This is a genomic window from Mycobacterium sp. pV006 (assembly GCF_041287115.1).
In the GTDB taxonomy this organism is placed as follows: domain Bacteria; phylum Actinomycetota; class Actinomycetes; order Mycobacteriales; family Mycobacteriaceae; genus Mycobacterium.
This window is the reverse complement of the sequence record NZ_JBGGKT010000004.1, coordinates 234,121-251,003: the sequence shown is the minus strand read 5'-3', so window position 1 is coordinate 251,003 and position 16,883 is coordinate 234,121. Positions and strand designations below refer to the sequence as shown.

Genomic DNA, 16,883 nt, shown 5'->3' with positions numbered 1-16,883 from the left:
GCCGTTACCCGAACCGGCGCGGGTCGATCAGCAGGTGGTCGGACACGTCGCCGAGCATCTCGATGTCGACGTGACGGTCGGTGAAGTACCAGCCGTCCCGGTCCCGGGCGAAGGTGTCGCGGTAGCGGCCGACGACGATCGGTTGCAGGGGCACCGTGTCGGTGGCCTGCACCACGCAGAACGTCGAGCGCGCCTCTGCGGCATCGCCGTCGACGTCGACGATCGGGTTGAGCACCAGGTGGCGGGTGCGAGGGGTGTAGCCGTGGTCCGGGAACCGGCGTGTGGTGGCGGTGAACAGACCGGCGATGTCCTCGGCGCCGGCCACACCCATGAACCGGCCCCGGCCCAGCAGCCGACCGACTCCGGGGAAGTCACCGGCGTCGATCAACTCGGCGTACCGGTACAGCAGTTCGGTGACGGCGAGTTTGTCCGCCGTCTGCGCGTTCACGCGACCTGGCCCTGTACCACGGGCAGTCCGGGGTCGCTGGCCGCGTCCAGCGGGGACGGCGTCGCTCCGGCAGCGATCAGGTGCGCGGCGAACGACGCGATCATCGCGCCGTTGTCGGTGCACAGCCGCGGCCGCGGGATCCGCAGGGTCACACCTGCTTCCGCACAACGCTGTCCGGCGAGTTCCCGCAACCGGGAGTTCGCCGCGACCCCGCCGGCGATCAGCAGCGTCGAGACACCCAACTGCTCACAGGCGCGCAACGCCTTACGGGTCAGCACGTCGGCCACCGCTTCCTGGAAACCGGCGGCCACGTCGGCCTGAGATGCCTCCGGGTGGCCCTCCACGTACCGCGCCACCGCGGTCTTCAGGCCCGAGAAGCTGAACGCGTACGGATCGTCGCGCGGTCCGGTCATGCCGCGCGGGAACACGATCGCGTCGCGATCGCCCTCGCGGGCGAGTTCGTCGAGCACCCGCCCACCGGGATAGCCGAGTCCGAGCAGCCGGGCCACCTTGTCGTAGGCCTCCCCGGCCGCGTCGTCGACCGTCGACCCCAACTCGACGATCGGCTCCCCGAGCGAGCGCACGTGCAGCAGGTTCGTGTGGCCACCCGACACCAGCAAGCCGATGCTCTCCGGCAGCGGACCGTGGTCGAACACGTCGGCGGCCAGGTGCCCACCGAGGTGGTTGACACCGTAGAACGGCACCCCCCACGCCGCCGAATACGCTTTGGCTGCAGCCACTCCCACCAGCAGCGCACCGGCCAGTCCGGGGCCGATGGTGGCGGCCACGACGTCGGGCCGCTCGATGTCCGCCGCGGCCAGCGCACGGCGCATGGTCGGGCCGAGGGCTTCCAGGTGGGCGCGCGACGCGATCTCGGGAACCACGCCGCCGAACCGTGCGTGCTCGTCCACACTGGAGGCCACCTCGTCGGCCAACAGGGTGACGGTGCCATCGTCACCGAGCTCGGCGATGCCGACACCGGTTTCGTCGCAGGAGCTTTCGATCGCGAGGATGATCATTGCCGTTCCCGTTTCATCGTGTAGGCGTCGGCGCCGCTGACGCGGTAGTAGCGCTTGCGCAGCCCGACCTTCTCGAAGCCGGCGCTCTCGTAGAGCGCGATCGCCGCCTCGTTGTCGGTGCGCACCTCGAGGAAAACGGTGGCGCCGTCGGCATAGTCGAGAAGCCCGTCGAGCAGCTGCCGGCCGATGCCTTTGCCCTGGTAGACGGGGTCCACCGCGATGGTGTGGATCTCGTATTCGAAGGGCTTGAGACGGCCCAGCCGGGCGATGCCCGCATAACCGACCAGCTTGTCGTCGACTCGCGCGGCGACGTAGTGGTTGTGTTTGGCGGCCAGTTCGGCCAAGAACGCCCGCTCGGGCCAGGGGTCGTCCCCGTCGAATAGTTGCGCCTCGAGTTCGGCGCAGCGCGCCGCGTCGCTCGGGGTCAGCGGTCCGTACTGCGCGCTCATCGCGGCGCCGCCTGCGGCTTGGCGTCCGGGCGACGCAGGTACAGCGGCACCAACGGCTCCGGTTGGCCGTCCCAGTCCGCCACTGCGGCAACCAGACCGGCGGCGGTCGGGTACACCGCGGGCAGCTGTTCGAGCTCGAAAAGCCGGACATGGTCCGGAGATCCGGCCACCGCGTGTGCACCGGGCGGCACCTCGGACGGGGCGTCGACCGCGGGTCCGTCGATGCGCACGCCGTCGCGGTAGCGCGCCCAGTACACCTCGCGGCGTCGCGCATCGGTCACGACGAGCACCTCCCCCGTGCTGCCCGCCGCGATCGCGTCCAGGCTGCACACCCCGCGCACCGGAATTCCCAACGCGTGCCCGAAGGCCGCGGCGGTGGCCATCCCGACCCGCAGACCGGTGAACGGTCCGGGTCCGCAGCCCACCACCACGGCGTCGAGCTGGTCGGCGGACACCTGCGCCTCACGCAGTGCGGCAACGATGTTCGGGGTGAGACGCTCGGCGTGTGCGCGAGCGTCGACGGTCACCTGTTCGTTGAGCACAGTCACGCCGTCGTCGCGCATCCGCACCACGCCGGCGGTCACCGCCGGCGTCGCGGTGTCGAGGGCCAAGACCAGACGGTTCACGGGCGACTCCACTGCCAGATCGCGGTGCGCACATCGGTGTCGGCGCCGCGTTCGAGACGAATGTCGAGGTGGCTGTCGGACAACCGCTCGGCCACCCCTTCACCCCACTCCACCACCACCACGGCGTCGTCGAGATCGGTGTCGAGGTCGAGGGAGTCGAGTTCGGCGAGCAGGTCGACCGATTCCTGGTCCAACAGGCGGTAGAGGTCGACGTGCACCATCGCCGGGGCGCCGGGACGTCGGGCGCGGTGCACCCGAGCCAGCACGAACGTCGGCGAGATGACCGGACCGTCCACGTCGAGGGCCGCAGCGATTCCCTTGGCCAGCACGGTCTTCCCGGCACCGAGCGGTCCCGACAGCACGACGACGTCGCCGGCGCGCAGCGAAGCGCCGAGGCGCGCACCGAGTGCGAGGGTGTCCTCGGCGGTGCGCAGCTCTGCAGTGCCCGCGGAATCAGTCACGTGACCACACCCGCTCGCGCACCCGCCGGGTCAGCGCCACCAGCTTCGACGGCGTCGCCCGCTCGACCAACCGCACCAGCGCCTCGTCGATGACATCCGGGCGTTCCAACTGCACGAGATGGCCCGCGCCACCGACAACCAGCAATTCCGACTTCTCCATCTCCCGCGCCATCCGCTGGGAATACTCCAGCGGAGTCAGCATGTCGCGGTCACCGCAGGCCACCAGCGTCGGGATCTTGCTCAACGTCTCCAAACCCGCTGTCTCGTCATGGACTTCGAGCGCGTGCAGGAACTCGACGAGCGTGGTGATCGACGTGCCGTTCATCATCTTCTCCGAGAACGCCACAACGCTCGGGCTGATCGCGTCGTCGCCGTAGGACGCTGCGCGCAGGATCGGGCCGATCACCATGCGTGCGGCACCGCGGCCCTGGTGCACCGCACCCGGGGCGTACCGCGCGGCGAAGCGCACCGCCTCCAGGGCCGGGTTGTTGAGGATCTCCCCCAGCGGGGAACGCGAAACCCCTTCGGCTGCAGACGCGATCAGCGCCGCACCGACGATCCGGGTCGGGTATCGCTGCGGGTACTGCCGGGCGTGCGAGAGCACGGTCATCCCGCCCATCGAGTGCCCGACCAACACCACCGGCCCGCGCGGCGCCATCACCGCCAGCACGCTCTCGAGGTCCTGGCCGAGCTGCTCGATGGTGTAGGTGTCCGGCGGCGCATTGCCGGAGGCGCCGTGGCCGCGCTGGTCGTAGAACACCATCCGGACCTGGGATCCCCACTGTTCGGTCAGGCGTGCGCGCTGGAAATGGAACGAACCCATCCGCAGACAGAAGCCGTGGGCGAACACCACGGTCAGCGGCGCGTCGGTGGGTCCGCTCTCGCGGACGGCCAGCGGCACACCGTCGGCGGTGGTGACCACACAACTGCGGTCGGCGTCGAGCAGCTCGAAGTCCTCGTTGTGGTAAGGGTCATCGTCGGTGACGCGGCGGCGCAGCGAGCGTGCCGCCGTCACGCCCGCCGCCGAGCCGACCGCAGCCAACCCGGCCAGCCCGGCCAGCCATCCGGCGCGCGCGTTCACCGAGTCCCGCCTCCGCGGTAGCTGCGTCCGATGCGGCCGCGCGGGCTCGTCACCACCTCGTAGTTGATGGTGCCCAGCATCTCGGCCCAGTCCTGGGCGGTCGGCTCACCGTGGTCGCCGGGCCCGAACAGGATCGCGTCGTCACCGTCGGCGACGTCGACCGGGCCGGGCCCGAGGTCGACGACGAACTGGTCCATGCAGACCCGTCCCACGTTGGGGTAGCGGCGCCCGTTGATCGCCACCTCGAGCCGGTTGCTCAACGTGCGGAACACGCCGTCGGCGTAGCCGGCGGGGATCAGCGCCAGCGTGGTGTCGCGCGGCGCGACCCAGGTGTGACCGTAGGACACACCATCGCCGGCTCGAATCGAGCGGACTTGCGCCACCGGGCATTTCACCGTCATCGCCGGACGCAGACCCATGGTCCCGCGCTCAGGGATCGGCGTGAGCCCGTAGACCGCGATGCCGGGCCGCACCATGTCGAAGGCCAGGTCGGGTCGGGTGAGCGCCGCCGGCGAATTGCTCAGGTGCACCACCTCGTAACCCACGCCACGCGAACGGCCCAGCGCTGCCATCTCCGTCAACCGCTGCGCCTGCACGGCGTTGAACGGATGGTCGGGCTCGTCGCCGTGGGCCAGGTGCGACATCAAACCGCGCACGCGGACCGCCCCGTCGGCACCGGCCCGGCTCAGCATCTCGAGCACCGCCGGGTAGTCCGCGGGTGCGACGCCGTTACGGCTCAACCCGGTGTCCACCTTGACCGTCAGCTGCGCGGTGCGGCCGGTCCGGGCGACCGCGTCGAGCACCTCGTCGACCTGGCGCGGCGACGACACCGCGATCTGCACGTCGGCGAGCAGCGCCGGCCCGAAGTCGGTGCCGGGTGGGTGCAGCCAGGCCAGGATCGGGGCGGTGATGCCGTCGCGGCGCAGTGCCAGCGCCTCGGCGACCGTGGCGACACCCAATTCGGCCGCACCGGCGGCGAGTGCCGCGGCGCCCACCTTGGTGGCGCCGTGGCCGTAGCCGTCGGCCTTGACCACCGCCATCACCGCTGCTGACCCGGCTTTTTCGCGGAGCACGCCGATGTTGTGGGCGACCGCGTCGAGGTCGATCGACGCGGTGCAGCCCACAGCGGAATCGCTTCTGGTCGTGGTCACCGCCCACGATTGTCCCAGAACGGCCGATCAGTGCGCGAAATGCTCCTCGTCGGAGAACCCGCCGATGCCGACCTGCTCGAGTTTGTCGAGCACCTTGACGATGTCGTCGCGCAGGGCTCGCGCCAGGTTGGCCGAGAAACCCTCCCGGACGACGACCCGCAGCACCGCGACGTCGGTGGCGTCGTCGGGCATCGTGTACGCGGGCACCTGCCATCCGAAGCTGCGCAGCATCGCCGAGACGTCGAACACGGTGTACTTGGTGCCCTCGACCAGCTTGAACGCCACCACGGGGATGGCCGCGCCGTCGGTGATCACCTCGAACACCGGCATCCCGTTGAGCTCGCGGGCCAACCATTGGGCCGTGTCGGACAGGGTGTGCATGACCTTGGTGTAGCCGTCGCGGCCCAGGCGCAGGAAGTTGTAGTACTGACCGACCACCTGGTTGCCGGGCCGCGAGAAGTTCAGGGTGAAGGTCGGCATGTCCCCGCCCAGGTAGTTGACCCGGAACACCAGTTCCTCGGGCAGGTGCTCAGCGTTGCGCCACACCACGAACCCGATGCCGGGATAGGTGAGCCCGTACTTGTGGCCGCTGACGTTGATCGACACCACCCGCGGCAGGCGGAAGTCCCACACCAGGTCCGGGTGCAGGAACGGCACCACGAAGCCACCGCTGGCGGCGTCGACATGCACCGGGATGTCCAGACCGCGGTCGGCGGCGAGCTTGTCCAGCGCAGCGCAGATCTCGCCGACCGGTTCGAGTTCGCCGGTGAACGTGGTGCCCAGGATCGCCACGACGCCGATGGTGTCCTCGTCGACGGCGTCGAGCACCTGCTCGGGGGTGATGACGTACCGACCTTCCTCCATCGGCAGGTAGCGGGCCTCGACGTCGAAGTAGCGGCAGAACTTCTCCCACACCACCTGCACGTTGGAACCCATCACCAGGTTCGGGGTGCGGCCCTTCCAGTCCTCGTTGCGGGCGCGCCAGCGCCACTTCATCGCCAGCCCGGCGAGCATGACGGCCTCGCTGGAGCCGACCGTCGAGACCCCGATGGCGGTGGACGGGTCGTCGTCGCGCAGGTCCTCGGCGTGGAACAGGTCGGCGACCATGCACACGCAGCGCTGCTCGATCGCGGCGGTGACGGGGTACTCGTCTTTGTCGATCATGTTCTTGTCGAACGTCTCCGACATGAGCTGGCCCGCCTCGGGGTCCATCCACGTGGTCACGAACGTGGCGAGGTTCAGCCGCGAGCTGCCGTCGAGCATCAGCTCGTCGTGGATGAAGCGGTAGGTCTGCTCGGGCTCCATCGACTCGTCGGGCAGGCGCAGCGCCGGCAGCGGCGACGTGGACAGCCGTCCGGTGTAAGCAGGGGTCAGCGACGAATGACGAGAAACGTTGGGCATGGGCTCCTTTCTAGAGGATGGAGCCCACCGCCGTCCGCAGATGCGCCAGGATGCCCGCCGCCGACGTCGGCGCCGCGCCCGGACCGGGATCATTCGCCGACGCCTCGGCCGCGCGGGAATGCACGAAGGCCGCCGCCGCGGCGGCCTCCCCGGGCGGCAGTCCGGCGGCCAGCAGCGCGCCGATGACACCGGACAACACGTCACCCGAACCGGCGGTCGCGGCCCACGACGAGCCCGCGACGTTGAGGTAGACGGGCCCGGAGTCCGGTTCGGCGATGACGGTGACGTTGCCTTTGAGCAGCACGGTGACGCCCAGCCGGTCGGCCAGTCGGCGCGTGTCGGCGATGCGGTCGGGCCCCGGTCTGGAACCGGCCAGCCGAGCGAACTCCCCCGCGTGCGGCGTCAGCACCGTGGGTGCGCGGCGGCCCTCGACGAGTTCGGGATGAGCGGCCAGGATGGTCAGTCCGTCGGCGTCGACGATCACCGGAAGGTCGGTCTCCAACGCGAAACACAGTGCCGCGGCCCCGGTTTCGTCGGTTCCCAGGCCGGGGCCGACCACCCAGGCCTGCACGCGGCCCGCGGTGGTGAAGCTGGGCGTGGCGATCACCTCGGGCCAGCGCGCGAGGACCTGCTGCCCGGCGGTGCCGGCGTAGCGGACCATGCCCGAGGTGGCGGCCACCGCCGCGCCGGTGCACAGGACCGCCGCGCCGGGGTAGGTGTCGGAGCCGGCCATCACGCCGGTGACGCCCTGGGTGTATTTGTCGTCGGTCGGCACGGGGACCGGCCAGCGGGCTGCGACGTCGTCGGCCTCGAAGCCGCGGAGGTCACTCGGCGGCAGGTCCAGGCCGATGTCGACGAGCTCGACGCGTCCGCATTGTCCCAGCGCGTTTACGGGTTTGAGACCGCCGAACGTGACGGTCAGCTCCGGGGTGACGTGCGGACCGTCGGCGGCGCCGGTGTGGACGTCGACGCCGCTGGGCAGGTCGACGGCGACGACCGGGATGCCGGCGCGCGACACCGTCTCGAACACCTCGGCCGCGTTCGGACGCAGCGGCCCGGACCCGGAGATGCCGACGATGCCGTCGATCACCAGATCGCTTGTGGTGGGCACAGTCTCGACGATGCGGCCACCGGATCTCCGGAACGCCGCGAGTGCCTGTCGGTGTGCGCGTTCGGGATTGAGCAGGACCGCTGTGGCCCGGGCGCCGCGCCTTTGCAGGAATGTCGCGGCCCACAGCGCGTCTCCGCCGTTGTCGCCGCTGCCGACGACCGCGCACACGGTCCTGCCCGACGTGCTGCCGAGTTCCCGGATGATCGCGATCGCCAGCCCGAAGGCCGCGCGGCGCATCAACCCACCGTCGGGCAGCGCCGCCAACAGCGGGGCCTCGGCGTCGCGGATCTGTTCGGCGCTGTAGTAGTACCGCATCGCTGTAAGGCTACGTGGGTACTTCTCCCCCATGACGCAACTCGCAGACGAGCTTCTCGCGCTCGAGCACGCAGGCTGGAAGTCGCTGTGCGACGGCACCGGCGACACGTTCTACGGCGAGCTGATGACCGACGACGCGGTCATGGTGCTGGCCAACGGCATGGTGATGGACCGCGCGACAGTGGCCGCGTCGCTGGGACAGTCACCACCGTGGCAGCGCTACGAGATCGGCGATGTGCGGGTGATCCCGATTGCCGACGACGCGGCCGCGCTGGTGTACACCGGTACCGCGTGGCGGAACGGGCAGGCCGACCCGTTCGTGGCGGCGATGTCCTCGGTGTATCGACGCGCCGGGGACAGCTGGAAGCTCGTGTTGTACCAACAGTCACCGAGCAGCTGAGGTCAGACCGTCGACTGCCGGCCCCCTCGGGCGTCCTCCAGTGTCGGATACAGATCGATGATCTGGTCGACACACATCAACCGCATCGGACGACTGGTCGCGGGTCCCTCGGCGACCACGCGCAGGGACAGTCCCGCAGGCTCGATGAGACGGTGGGTCTCCACGAGGACGCTGATTCCTGCCGAAGACAGGAACTCGACATCGGTGAGATCGACGATCAGCAACGTGGCACCGCCGGCGAGCGCGACATCGAGCTGGGTCGCCAGGGTCGGTGCGGTCAGCACGTCGAGATCCCCGGCGACCTGCAGCACCAGGGCCGCTCCGTCGTCTCGCGGGCTGACCGTGCAGCGCCCACTGCGCCGGTGTCCATCGTGGTTCAATTTCGATTCCCGACCTTCGCGCGGCGACGGGCGCACGACGGCGCAGCCTTCCGCGGTAGACACGGGGTGTCCGACGCTGTCAGTGCAGGTCACACCCCGGGGTCGCACCATGCTCGCTGAGCGAAGCCATGACATCGGCGACCATTGCTGCCATAGCTTTCATAGTTTTCTTATCGAACGCACAACCAGGTTCGTTACGTGCCCGCGTTCAGCGGTCTGCCGCGTCCCAGAACGCGAGGACCCGCTGTTCGATCTGGTCGGCAAACTCACCGTTGAGCGCATGGGAGGCGTCGGCGAACACCTCCACCTCGACCGCAGGCACCGTGTCCCGGGCGTGGCGGGCAGCCGTGCGCGCGTCGAGCATGACGCTGCGCCCGCCGAGGAAAGTCAGTACCGGCATGCTCAGTGACCGCAGCTGGTCGTCGGTGATCCGTACCGGCGCGGGCAGCCGCAGCACGAAGTCGGTCATCGCCGCGTCGATGAGCCGCGCCTCGGGTAACGCGGTGTCGAGGTCGATACCCCCGGAGAGCCAGCTCAGGAACCACCTGCGCAACCGCGCCGGGACGCCGGGCAGCACCAGCAGCGCAGAGAGCACCAGGGTGCGCGCCGGGATCGGGGCGAAAGTGAACACCGGTTCCAGCAGGGCCAGCGAGGCGACCCGGCCCGGGAACCGCACCGCGTGGTTGGTCGCGGCCCAGCCGCCGATGGACACCCCCATCAGATGCGCGCGGTCCAGGTGCAGGCCCGCCAGGGTCTCCTCCAACCATCGCGCTTGATCGTGGGCGTCGGTGATCGGCCGGGTCTGCACGCTCAGCCCGGCCTCGCCGAGCAGATCGAGGCAGTAGACGCGGCGTCGCACCGTCAGCCCGGCAAGGTTGGCGCGCCACATCGGCGTCGCCGCGCTGCGACCCGGCAGCAACACCACCGGTGTCGAATCATGGTCGGCACCAAAGCAGTAGGCGCGCACCCGGCCGAAGGATGTGACGATGTCGGTCTCGGCGTCGGGGGCGGGCAGCTCGGCCATGCCGGCGCGGTACGCGGCGAGATAGTGCTCCCGGCGCCCCTCGACGAAGTGGCCCAGTTGACGCGCCACTACTCGACGGTGACCGACTTCGCGAGGTTGCGCGGTTTGTCGACGTCGTAGCCGCGGGCCTGGGCCACACCGGCAGCGAAGAACTGCAGCGGAATGGTCGACAGCAGCGGCTGGAACAACGTTGACACCGCAGGGATCTCGATCAGGTGATCGGCATACGGACGCACCGTGTCATCGCCCTCCTCGGCGATGACGATGGTGATCGCGCCGCGGGCCTGGATCTCCCGGATGTTGCTGAGCAGCTTGGCGTGCAGCACCGCGGCGTTCTTCGGCGAGGGCATCACCACGATCACCGGCAGGTCGTCCTCGATCAGCGCGATCGGGCCGTGCTTGAGTTCCCCGGCGGCGAAACCCTCGGCATGCATGTAGGCCAGCTCTTTGAGCTTGAGCGCGCCCTCCAGCGCCACCGGGTAGCCGACGTGGCGCCCGAGGAACAACACCGTCGGCGACTTCGCGAACCGGTGCGCGAGGTCCTGGACCGGATCGGCGGTCGCAATCACGCGGGCGATGAGGTCCGGCATGGCCTCCAGATCGTGGTACTCGCGGGCCACCTCGTCGGGGTACTTGGTGCCACGAGCCTGCGCGAGGGCAAGTCCGACAAGGTAATTCGCCGCGATCTGCGCCAGGAACGTCTTGGTGGACGCGACGCCGATCTCCGGACCCGCGCGGGTGTAGAGCACCGCGTCGCATTCACGCGGGATCTGGCTGCCGTTGGTGTTGCACACCGCCAGCACCTTGGCCTTCTGATCCTTGGCGTGGCGGACGGCTTCGAGGGTGTCGGCGGTCTCGCCGGACTGCGAGATGGCCACCACCAGCGTGTGGCTGTCCAGGACCGGGTCGCGGTAGCGGAACTCGCTGGCCAGCTCGACCTCGACGGGCAGCCGGGTCCAGTGTTCGATCGCGTACTTGGCCAGCAGCCCGGAGTGATACGCCGTGCCGCAGGCCACCACGAAGACCTTGTCGATCTCGCGCAGCTCCTGATCGGAGAGCCGCTGCTCGTCGAGCACGATGCGGTTGTCGGCGAAATGCCCCAGCAGAGTGTCCGACACCGCGGCGGGCTGCTCGGCGATCTCCTTGAGCATGAAATACTCGTAGCCGCCCTTCTCGGCGGCCGAGACGTCCCAGTCGATGTGGAAGGTGCGGTAGTCGGTGCCCGGGACGGCGACGTTGCCTTCGAAGTCGGTGATCCGGTACCCGTCGGCGGTGACCACCACCGCCTGGTTCTGTCCCAGCTCGACGGCGTCGCGGGTGTGCTCGATGAACGCCGCGACATCGGAACCGACGAACATCTCGCCGTCCCCGACGCCGAGCACCAGCGGGGTGCTGCGTCGCGCGGCGACGATCGTGCCGGGCTCGTCGGCGTGGGCGAACACCAGCGTGAAGTGGCCCTCCAGGCGCCGCAGCACCGCCAGCACCGCGCCCGGGAAGTCACCGGCATGCTCGCCGTCGGTGTACTCGCGGGCCACCAGGTGCACCGCGACCTCGGTGTCGGTGTCACTGGAGAACTCCACGCCCGCGTTCTCGAGCTCGGCGCGCAGCGCGGCGAAGTTCTCGATGATGCCGTTGTGGACCACCGCCACCTTGCCCTCGGCGTCCCGGTGCGGATGGGCGTTGCGGTCGGTGGGACGACCGTGGGTGGCCCACCGCGTGTGGCCCAGACCGGCCGTCCCGGCCAGGTTGCCCGCCCCGGTCTCGGCGAGCGCCGATTCCAGGTTGGCCAGCCGCCCTGCCCGGCGACTGACGGTCAGACCTCCGTGGCCGTCGAGCAACGCAACACCGGCCGAGTCGTAGCCTCGGTACTCCATGCGGCGCAGCGCGTCGACGACGATGTCGCAGGCACCCCGGTGCCCGACGTAGCCGACGATTCCGCACATAGGCCCCTAGGGTACGGCAGGACGCATATTCCGCCCGGTGGGTTACGGTCTTCGGGTGGCCCGCACGAAGAAGCTGTTTTCGGCGTTGACGCGCCGTGGCCCGCACCGCGTTCTGCGCGGTGACCTGGCCTTTGCCGGGGTCCCGGGGGTGGTCTACACCCCGGCCGAGGGCAAGAATCTGCCTGGTGTGGCGTTCGGCCACGATTGGGTCACATCCACCCACCGCTACCACGACACGCTCGATCACCTGGCCTCGTGGGGCATCGTGGCCGCCGCACCGCGAACCGAGACCGGGCTGGCGCCCTCGGTGCTGAACCTGGCCTACGACCTGGGCACGACGCTCGACATCATCACCGGGGTGCGGTTGGGCGGCGGCGACATCAGCGTGCACCCGGGCAAGCTCGGCGTGGCCGGGCACGGTTTCGGCGCGTCGGCGGCGGTGTTCGCCGCAGCCGGGATGCCCGATCGGATCAAGGCGGTCTTCGCGGCCTACCCCACGGTGACCAGCCCGCCGGCTGTCCAGCCGGCCGGGTCGCTGAAGGTCCCCGGCGTGATCCTGGCCGATCCCGGTGACCCCATGTCGCTGCGGTCGAACGCCACCGAGCTGGCGCGCGCGTGGAAGACCGCGACGCTGCGCTCGACCCGCAAGCTGGAGGCCGGCGGTCTGGTCGAGGGACGGCGGCTGGCCACCGTGGTGGGTCTGCCCGGCGCGGACAAGAAGACCCAGCGCACCGTGCGTGCGCTGATGGCCGGCTATCTGCTGTTCTCACTCGCCGGCGACAAGACCTATAAGGACTTCGCCGACGCCGACGTCGACCTGCCGAAGGCGTCGGTGCTCGATCCGTTCGCCGAGGACCCGGTGGACCTGGAGAACAAGGTCGTCGCGCTGCTCAAGCCGTGACGGGCCCGGGTCAGACCGGCGGGTCGTCGGGCCGGAGCAGGAGCCGGTCGAACAGATCGGTCATCCGATCCATCTCGGTGACTTCGGTACTGGCTGCAGCCTGGGCGAAACCGTCGACGATGGCGCTGATCACCGCAGCCACCTCCGACGGCTGCAGATCGGAAGGAATCAGTCCGCGCTGTTGTCCCGCAGCCACCGCAGTGGACAGCACGTCCGCCATTCGATCCGCCTGCCGGGCGAACGCCTCGCCGAGTTCCGGATGGCGACGCGCATCGATGGGAGCGGTGGCCACAAACCCGGCCAGTTCAGGTGCCTCGTGGTTGATCCGCATGGCCTCGGCCAGGAGCGCCTGCAGCAAGCCCTGGATTGAATGCGCGCCGGCCAGCGCCTCCGCAGAACGGGTGACGATCCGGCCGTAGACGTACGCACACACCGCGTCGAACAGATTGCTCTTCGATCCGAAGTGGTAGTACACCGATCCGGCGGTTACCCCGGCGATCTCGGCGATCAGGTTGTTGGTGGCCGGACCGTAGCCGTATTGCGCGAAGCAGCGGCATGCGGCGTCCAGCACACGCTCGCGAGTGTCGATGCTGACCGCACCGGCCGGCCGGCCGGGCCCCATCCGGGGCGGCCGAGGGGTGGAACCGGCCGTCAGATCCCTCATGTCCCCATCATGACGCAGAGTGCGGCGCGGCGACGGAATCGCTGATCAGGGGCCATCCCGGAGCGACGGTGCCCTGTGCCCGCCGAGCTGACACCCACCCAACGCCGATTTCCCCACCAACTGGTTGGGTGCTATACCTTGACGATGCGTACGGGTGCATTCCTCAGCTATGCCGGCGGGTTCCTCGAGGCTGTCGACGAGGTGGTAGAGATGGAGCGACTCGGCGTCGACATCGCCCTGGTGGCCGAGGCGTACTCGTTCGACGCGATCAGCCAACTCGGCTTCCTGGCCGCCCGCACCTCCCGGATCGAGCTCGGCACCGGCGTCGTGCCGATCTACACGCGCACCCCGGCGCTGATGGCGATGACCGCAGCCGGCGTGGACTACGTCTCCGACGGCCGGTTCCGTCTCGGTCTGGGCACATCCGGCCCCCAGGTGGTGGAGGGCTTCCACGGGGTGCCCTTCGACGCACCCCTGGGTCGCACCCGCGAGGTCGTGGAGATCTGTCGCCAGGTGTGGCGCCGGGAGCGCTTGACCTACGACGGCAAGCATTATCAGCTGCCGCTGCCCGCCGACCGCGGCACGGGCCTGGGCAAGCCGCTGAAGTTGATCAATCATCCTGTGCGGGAACAGATCCCGATCACCATCGCCGCGCTGGGTCCGAAGAACGTCGAGCTCACCGCCGAGATCGCCGAGGGCTGGCAACCGGTGTTCTTCTACCCCGAGATGGCCGACGAGGTGTGGGGTGACGCGCTGCGCGCCGGCGCCGCCAGACGCGACCCGACCCTGGGGCCGCTCGATGTGATGGTCAGCGCGACGCTGGCCATCGGGGACGATGTCGAGGACCGGTTGGCCTGGGCGAAGCCGCAATTGGCGCTCTACATCGGCGGGATGGGTGCCCGCGGTCGCAACTTCTACCACGCGCTGGCCACCCGCTACGGCTTCGGCGAGGTGGCCGACCACCTGCAGGACCTCTATCTGGCGGGCAAGAAGGCCGAGGCCATCGACGCCGTGCCCGACGAGTTGGTGCGCAAGGTCTCGCTGATCGGCCCGAAATCCTATGTCCAGGAGCGGCTCGCCGCGTTCGCCGAGGCCGGTGTCACCACGATGCTGGTGCATCCGATGGGTGTCGACGCCACCGAACGGCTGCGGTTCGTCGAGGAACTGCAGGGCCTGCTGCCCTGACCGGTCAGGCCGAGATGCCGCCGGTGAGGATCGCCGCGAGCTCCCGGTAGGCCGCGGCGTCGTCGAGCCCGGTGCTCTGCCGTACGGCCCGCTGCTGGATGCGCACCATCGCAGTCGCGGCGAGGTCGGCGGCGAACGCCGCGTGCACATCGCGGAACTCGCCCGCCGCGACGCCGTCGGCGATGAGCTCCTGCACCCGGCCGGCGGCGATCCTGGTGTTGCGCTCGTAGGTCTGCCGCGCGGGCGCGAAAGCGTCGAGGTCGGCCATGAACTGATCCGACGCGCGGTGCAACGCGGCGCCGACCGCGGTGAGATAGGCGGTGATGCGTTCCCGCGCTCCGTCGACCGCGGCGACACGGGCTTCCACGAAGTCGGTCGCGGTCCGGAAGAAGTGCACGGTGGCTGCCTGGACAAGTTGTTCCTTGCTGGCCGCCAGGGTGTAGAGCGTCGATTTCGAACACCGCAGTCGCGCCGCGATGTCGTCGAGAGTCAGGTGGGCGAAGCCTTCGGCGAGGAACAAGTCGACCAGCGCGTCGAAAAGCTCGGTGCGGCGGCGAGTGGCGAACGCAGGCTTGGCCATAGCCAAATAGTACTGTCAATCGTCCTGTAGTACTGTTCCGAGTATGGCTGTCGACCGTCTGCTGCCCACCGACGAGGCCCACGCGCTCGTCGACCTCGCCCGCGACATCTCCGACAAGGTGCTCGATCCGATCGTCGACCGTCACGAGAAGGACGAGACCTACCCCGAGGGCGTGTTCGCCACCCTCGGCGAGGCCGGGCTGCTGAGCCTGCCCTACCCGGAGGAATGGGGCGGGGGCGGTCAACCGTACGAGGTGTACCTGCAGGTGCTCGAGGAGATCGCCGCACGGTGGGCCTCCGTCGCGGTCGCGGTCAGCGTGCACAGCCTTTCGTGTCACCCGCTGATGAGCTTCGGCACCGACGAGCAACGGCAACGTTGGCTGCCCGACATGCTCGGCGGCTCGACCATCGGCGCCTACAGTCTCTCCGAACCACAGGCCGGCTCCGACGCCGCGGCACTGAGCTGCAAGGCCACCCCGGCTGACGACGGCTACCGCATCAACGGCGCGAAAGCGTGGATCACCCACGGCGGCATCGCCGACTTCTACAACCTGTTCGCCCGCACCGGCGAAGGTTCACAGGGAATCTCGTGCTTCCTGGTACCCCGCGACCTCGCCGGTCTGACCTTCGGCAAACCTGAGGAGAAGATGGGTCTGCACGCGGTGCCGACCACCACGGCGCACTACGACAACGCACACATCGAGGCCGAGCGCCGGATCGGAACAGAAGGTCAGGGTCTGCAGATCGCGTTCAGCGCACTGGATTCCGGCCGGCTGGGCATCGCCGCGGTCGCCGTCGGCCTGGCGCAGGCCGCTCTGGACGAGGCCGTGTCCTACAGCCAGGAGCGGACCACGTTCGGCCGCAAGATCATCGACCACCAGGGCCTGGCGTTCCTGCTGGCCGACATGGCTGCTGCCGTCGACTCCGCGCGGGCGACCTATCTGGACGCCGCACGCCGCCGCGACGCCGGTCTCGAATACTCCCGCCACGCATCGGTCGCCAAGCTGACCGCGACCGACGCCGCCATGAAGGTCACCACCGACGCGGTCCAGGTCCTCGGCGGGGCGGGCTACACGCGCGACTACCGCGTGGAGCGCTACATGCGAGAAGCCAAGATCATGCAGATCTTCGAAGGCACCAATCAGATCCAGCGGTTGGTGATCAGCCGGCACCTCGCTCGCCGCTGAGTCCGCACCGCTCTCCCAGGGTCGCCGCCACCACGCCGAACGCGAAATACAACGGCACCAGAAATGGTGCCACGCCGAACAATTGGTCGCAGTCCGGTCCGTAGGCGAACACCCCGGCGCCCGCCAGGGCGATCTCCACGACCGGGCCGACGAGCGCCGCGATAGCGCCGCACACCGCGCCCCGACCGTCGCCGACGACACACCACACGATCACCGCAGCCGCGGCGATCAACGCGGTCACCGGCACCACCGGCGCGCTGTGCAGCACGGCCGTGGCGGCGTACATCCCGACCACCGATGCCACCCCGCCCACCACGTGCCGCATGCTGACCGTGGAGCGCGGCGCCGGAAGACGCAGGCGGATCTCGGCCAGCGCAGCGGTTGCGGCTCCGACCAGCAGAGGGAACCACAGCGGGCTGCTCCACAGGAACGGCACGGCGTCGGTGTGATAGACGGTCGTGCCCGTGACCACATGGCTGTGGTCGCCGAGCAGCGCAGCCGCACCGCCGAGGACGAACAAGAACGCGACCTGCCACATCCGCAGTCTCACGAGAGCGC

Annotated in this window: 19 protein-coding genes; 4 read left to right on the top strand and 15 right to left on the bottom strand. The window is 69.5% G+C overall.

Translation table 11 applies throughout. The features are described from left to right. Window positions 1–4: 4 nt before the first annotated feature. Genes ACAG25_RS08955 through ACAG25_RS08915 form a run of 9 tightly spaced genes read right to left on the bottom strand, consistent with a single transcriptional unit; the run spans window position 5 to window position 8,062 of the window. Entirely contained in the window at window positions 5–448 is a 444-nt protein-coding gene (locus tag ACAG25_RS08955) for a nuclear transport factor 2 family protein (protein ID WP_370487996.1), read from the bottom strand. After that, window positions 445–1,467, bottom strand: coding sequence for a tRNA (adenosine(37)-N6)-threonylcarbamoyltransferase complex transferase subunit TsaD (gene tsaD, locus ACAG25_RS08950; RefSeq protein WP_370487995.1), 1,023 nt, complete (start codon window positions 1,465–1,467; stop codon window positions 445–447). The genes ACAG25_RS08955 and tsaD overlap by 4 nt, the downstream gene beginning before the upstream one ends. Further along, window positions 1,464–1,916 (bottom strand): ribosomal protein S18-alanine N-acetyltransferase, encoded by a 453-nt coding sequence (rimI, locus tag ACAG25_RS08945; protein WP_370487994.1) that lies wholly within the window; start codon window positions 1,914–1,916, stop codon window positions 1,464–1,466. Before rimI ends, tsaD begins: the two co-directional genes overlap by 4 nt. Then, the gene (tsaB, locus tag ACAG25_RS08940) at window positions 1,913–2,542 is read right to left on the bottom strand and encodes a tRNA (adenosine(37)-N6)-threonylcarbamoyltransferase complex dimerization subunit type 1 TsaB (RefSeq protein ID WP_370487993.1); all 630 of its coding nucleotides are present in this window, start codon (window positions 2,540–2,542) and stop codon (window positions 1,913–1,915) included. Before tsaB ends, rimI begins: the two co-directional genes overlap by 4 nt. Next, complete coding sequence (gene tsaE, locus ACAG25_RS08935; protein ID WP_370487992.1) at window positions 2,539–3,003, bottom strand: tRNA (adenosine(37)-N6)-threonylcarbamoyltransferase complex ATPase subunit type 1 TsaE; 465 nt, start codon at window positions 3,001–3,003, stop codon at window positions 2,539–2,541. Before tsaE ends, tsaB begins: the two co-directional genes overlap by 4 nt. Beyond that, window positions 2,996–4,084 (bottom strand): alpha/beta fold hydrolase, encoded by a 1,089-nt coding sequence (locus ACAG25_RS08930; RefSeq protein ID WP_370487991.1) that lies wholly within the window; start codon window positions 4,082–4,084, stop codon window positions 2,996–2,998. The genes tsaE and ACAG25_RS08930 overlap by 8 nt, the downstream gene beginning before the upstream one ends. Then, window positions 4,081–5,235 (bottom strand): alanine racemase, encoded by a 1,155-nt coding sequence (gene alr / locus ACAG25_RS08925; RefSeq protein ID WP_370487990.1) that lies wholly within the window; start codon window positions 5,233–5,235, stop codon window positions 4,081–4,083. The genes ACAG25_RS08930 and alr overlap by 4 nt, the downstream gene beginning before the upstream one ends. Before the next feature lie 27 nt (window positions 5,236–5,262). Continuing rightward, window positions 5,263–6,636, bottom strand: coding sequence for a glutamate decarboxylase (locus ACAG25_RS08920; protein ID WP_370487988.1), 1,374 nt, complete (start codon window positions 6,634–6,636; stop codon window positions 5,263–5,265). Window positions 6,637–6,646: 10 nt separating this feature from the next. Further along, entirely contained in the window at window positions 6,647–8,062 is a 1,416-nt protein-coding gene (locus tag ACAG25_RS08915) for an NAD(P)H-hydrate dehydratase (protein WP_370487987.1), read from the bottom strand. Between the two features lie 31 nt (window positions 8,063–8,093). Here ACAG25_RS08915 and ACAG25_RS08910 point away from each other — a divergent pair, with 31 nt between their 5' ends. Continuing rightward, entirely contained in the window at window positions 8,094–8,462 is a 369-nt protein-coding gene (locus ACAG25_RS08910) for a nuclear transport factor 2 family protein (protein ID WP_370487986.1), read from the top strand. 2 nt (window positions 8,463–8,464) lie between these two features. On the opposite strand, the gene ACAG25_RS08905 is transcribed toward ACAG25_RS08910, so the two are convergent. From ACAG25_RS08905 to glmS, 3 genes are all read right to left on the bottom strand, one after another. Beyond that, window positions 8,465–8,842 carry an STAS domain-containing protein gene (locus ACAG25_RS08905; RefSeq protein ID WP_370487984.1) on the bottom strand — a complete coding sequence of 126 codons (378 nt, stop codon included), beginning with the start codon at window positions 8,840–8,842 and terminating at the stop codon, window positions 8,465–8,467. A gap of 208 nt (window positions 8,843–9,050) precedes the next feature. Next, on the bottom strand, window positions 9,051–9,935 hold the full coding sequence (locus tag ACAG25_RS08900; RefSeq protein ID WP_370487983.1) for an alpha/beta fold hydrolase: 885 nt from the start codon (window positions 9,933–9,935) through the stop codon (window positions 9,051–9,053). Further along, window positions 9,935–11,809, bottom strand: coding sequence for a glutamine--fructose-6-phosphate transaminase (isomerizing) (glmS, locus tag ACAG25_RS08895; RefSeq protein ID WP_370487982.1), 1,875 nt, complete (start codon window positions 11,807–11,809; stop codon window positions 9,935–9,937). The genes ACAG25_RS08900 and glmS overlap by 1 nt, the downstream gene beginning before the upstream one ends. A gap of 55 nt (window positions 11,810–11,864) precedes the next feature. Here glmS and ACAG25_RS08890 point away from each other — a divergent pair, with 55 nt between their 5' ends. Further along, window positions 11,865–12,710 carry a hypothetical protein gene (locus tag ACAG25_RS08890; RefSeq protein ID WP_370487981.1) on the top strand — a complete coding sequence of 282 codons (846 nt, stop codon included), beginning with the start codon at window positions 11,865–11,867 and terminating at the stop codon, window positions 12,708–12,710. 10 nt (window positions 12,711–12,720) lie between these two features. On the opposite strand, the gene ACAG25_RS08885 is transcribed toward ACAG25_RS08890, so the two are convergent. After that, entirely contained in the window at window positions 12,721–13,374 is a 654-nt protein-coding gene (locus tag ACAG25_RS08885) for a TetR/AcrR family transcriptional regulator (protein WP_370487980.1), read from the bottom strand. 144 nt (window positions 13,375–13,518) lie between these two features. On the opposite strand from ACAG25_RS08885, the gene ACAG25_RS08880 reads away from it, so the two are divergent. Further along, window positions 13,519–14,559, top strand: a complete 1,041-nt coding sequence (locus ACAG25_RS08880; protein ID WP_370487979.1) for an LLM class F420-dependent oxidoreductase — start codon at window positions 13,519–13,521, stop codon at window positions 14,557–14,559. 4 nt (window positions 14,560–14,563) lie between these two features. Here ACAG25_RS08880 and ACAG25_RS08875 read toward each other — a convergent pair whose 3' ends face one another. Continuing rightward, entirely contained in the window at window positions 14,564–15,139 is a 576-nt protein-coding gene (locus ACAG25_RS08875; protein ID WP_370487978.1) for a TetR/AcrR family transcriptional regulator, read from the bottom strand. A 43-nt stretch (window positions 15,140–15,182) separates the two neighbouring features. Here ACAG25_RS08875 and ACAG25_RS08870 point away from each other — a divergent pair, with 43 nt between their 5' ends. Further along, the gene (locus ACAG25_RS08870; protein WP_370487977.1) at window positions 15,183–16,325 is read left to right on the top strand and encodes an acyl-CoA dehydrogenase family protein; all 1,143 of its coding nucleotides are present in this window, start codon (window positions 15,183–15,185) and stop codon (window positions 16,323–16,325) included. On the opposite strand, the gene ACAG25_RS08865 is transcribed toward ACAG25_RS08870, so the two are convergent. Then, window positions 16,300–16,875, bottom strand: coding sequence for a hypothetical protein (locus tag ACAG25_RS08865; protein WP_370487976.1), 576 nt, complete (start codon window positions 16,873–16,875; stop codon window positions 16,300–16,302). The genes ACAG25_RS08870 and ACAG25_RS08865 overlap by 26 nt on opposite strands. Window positions 16,876–16,883 lie beyond the last annotated feature (8 nt).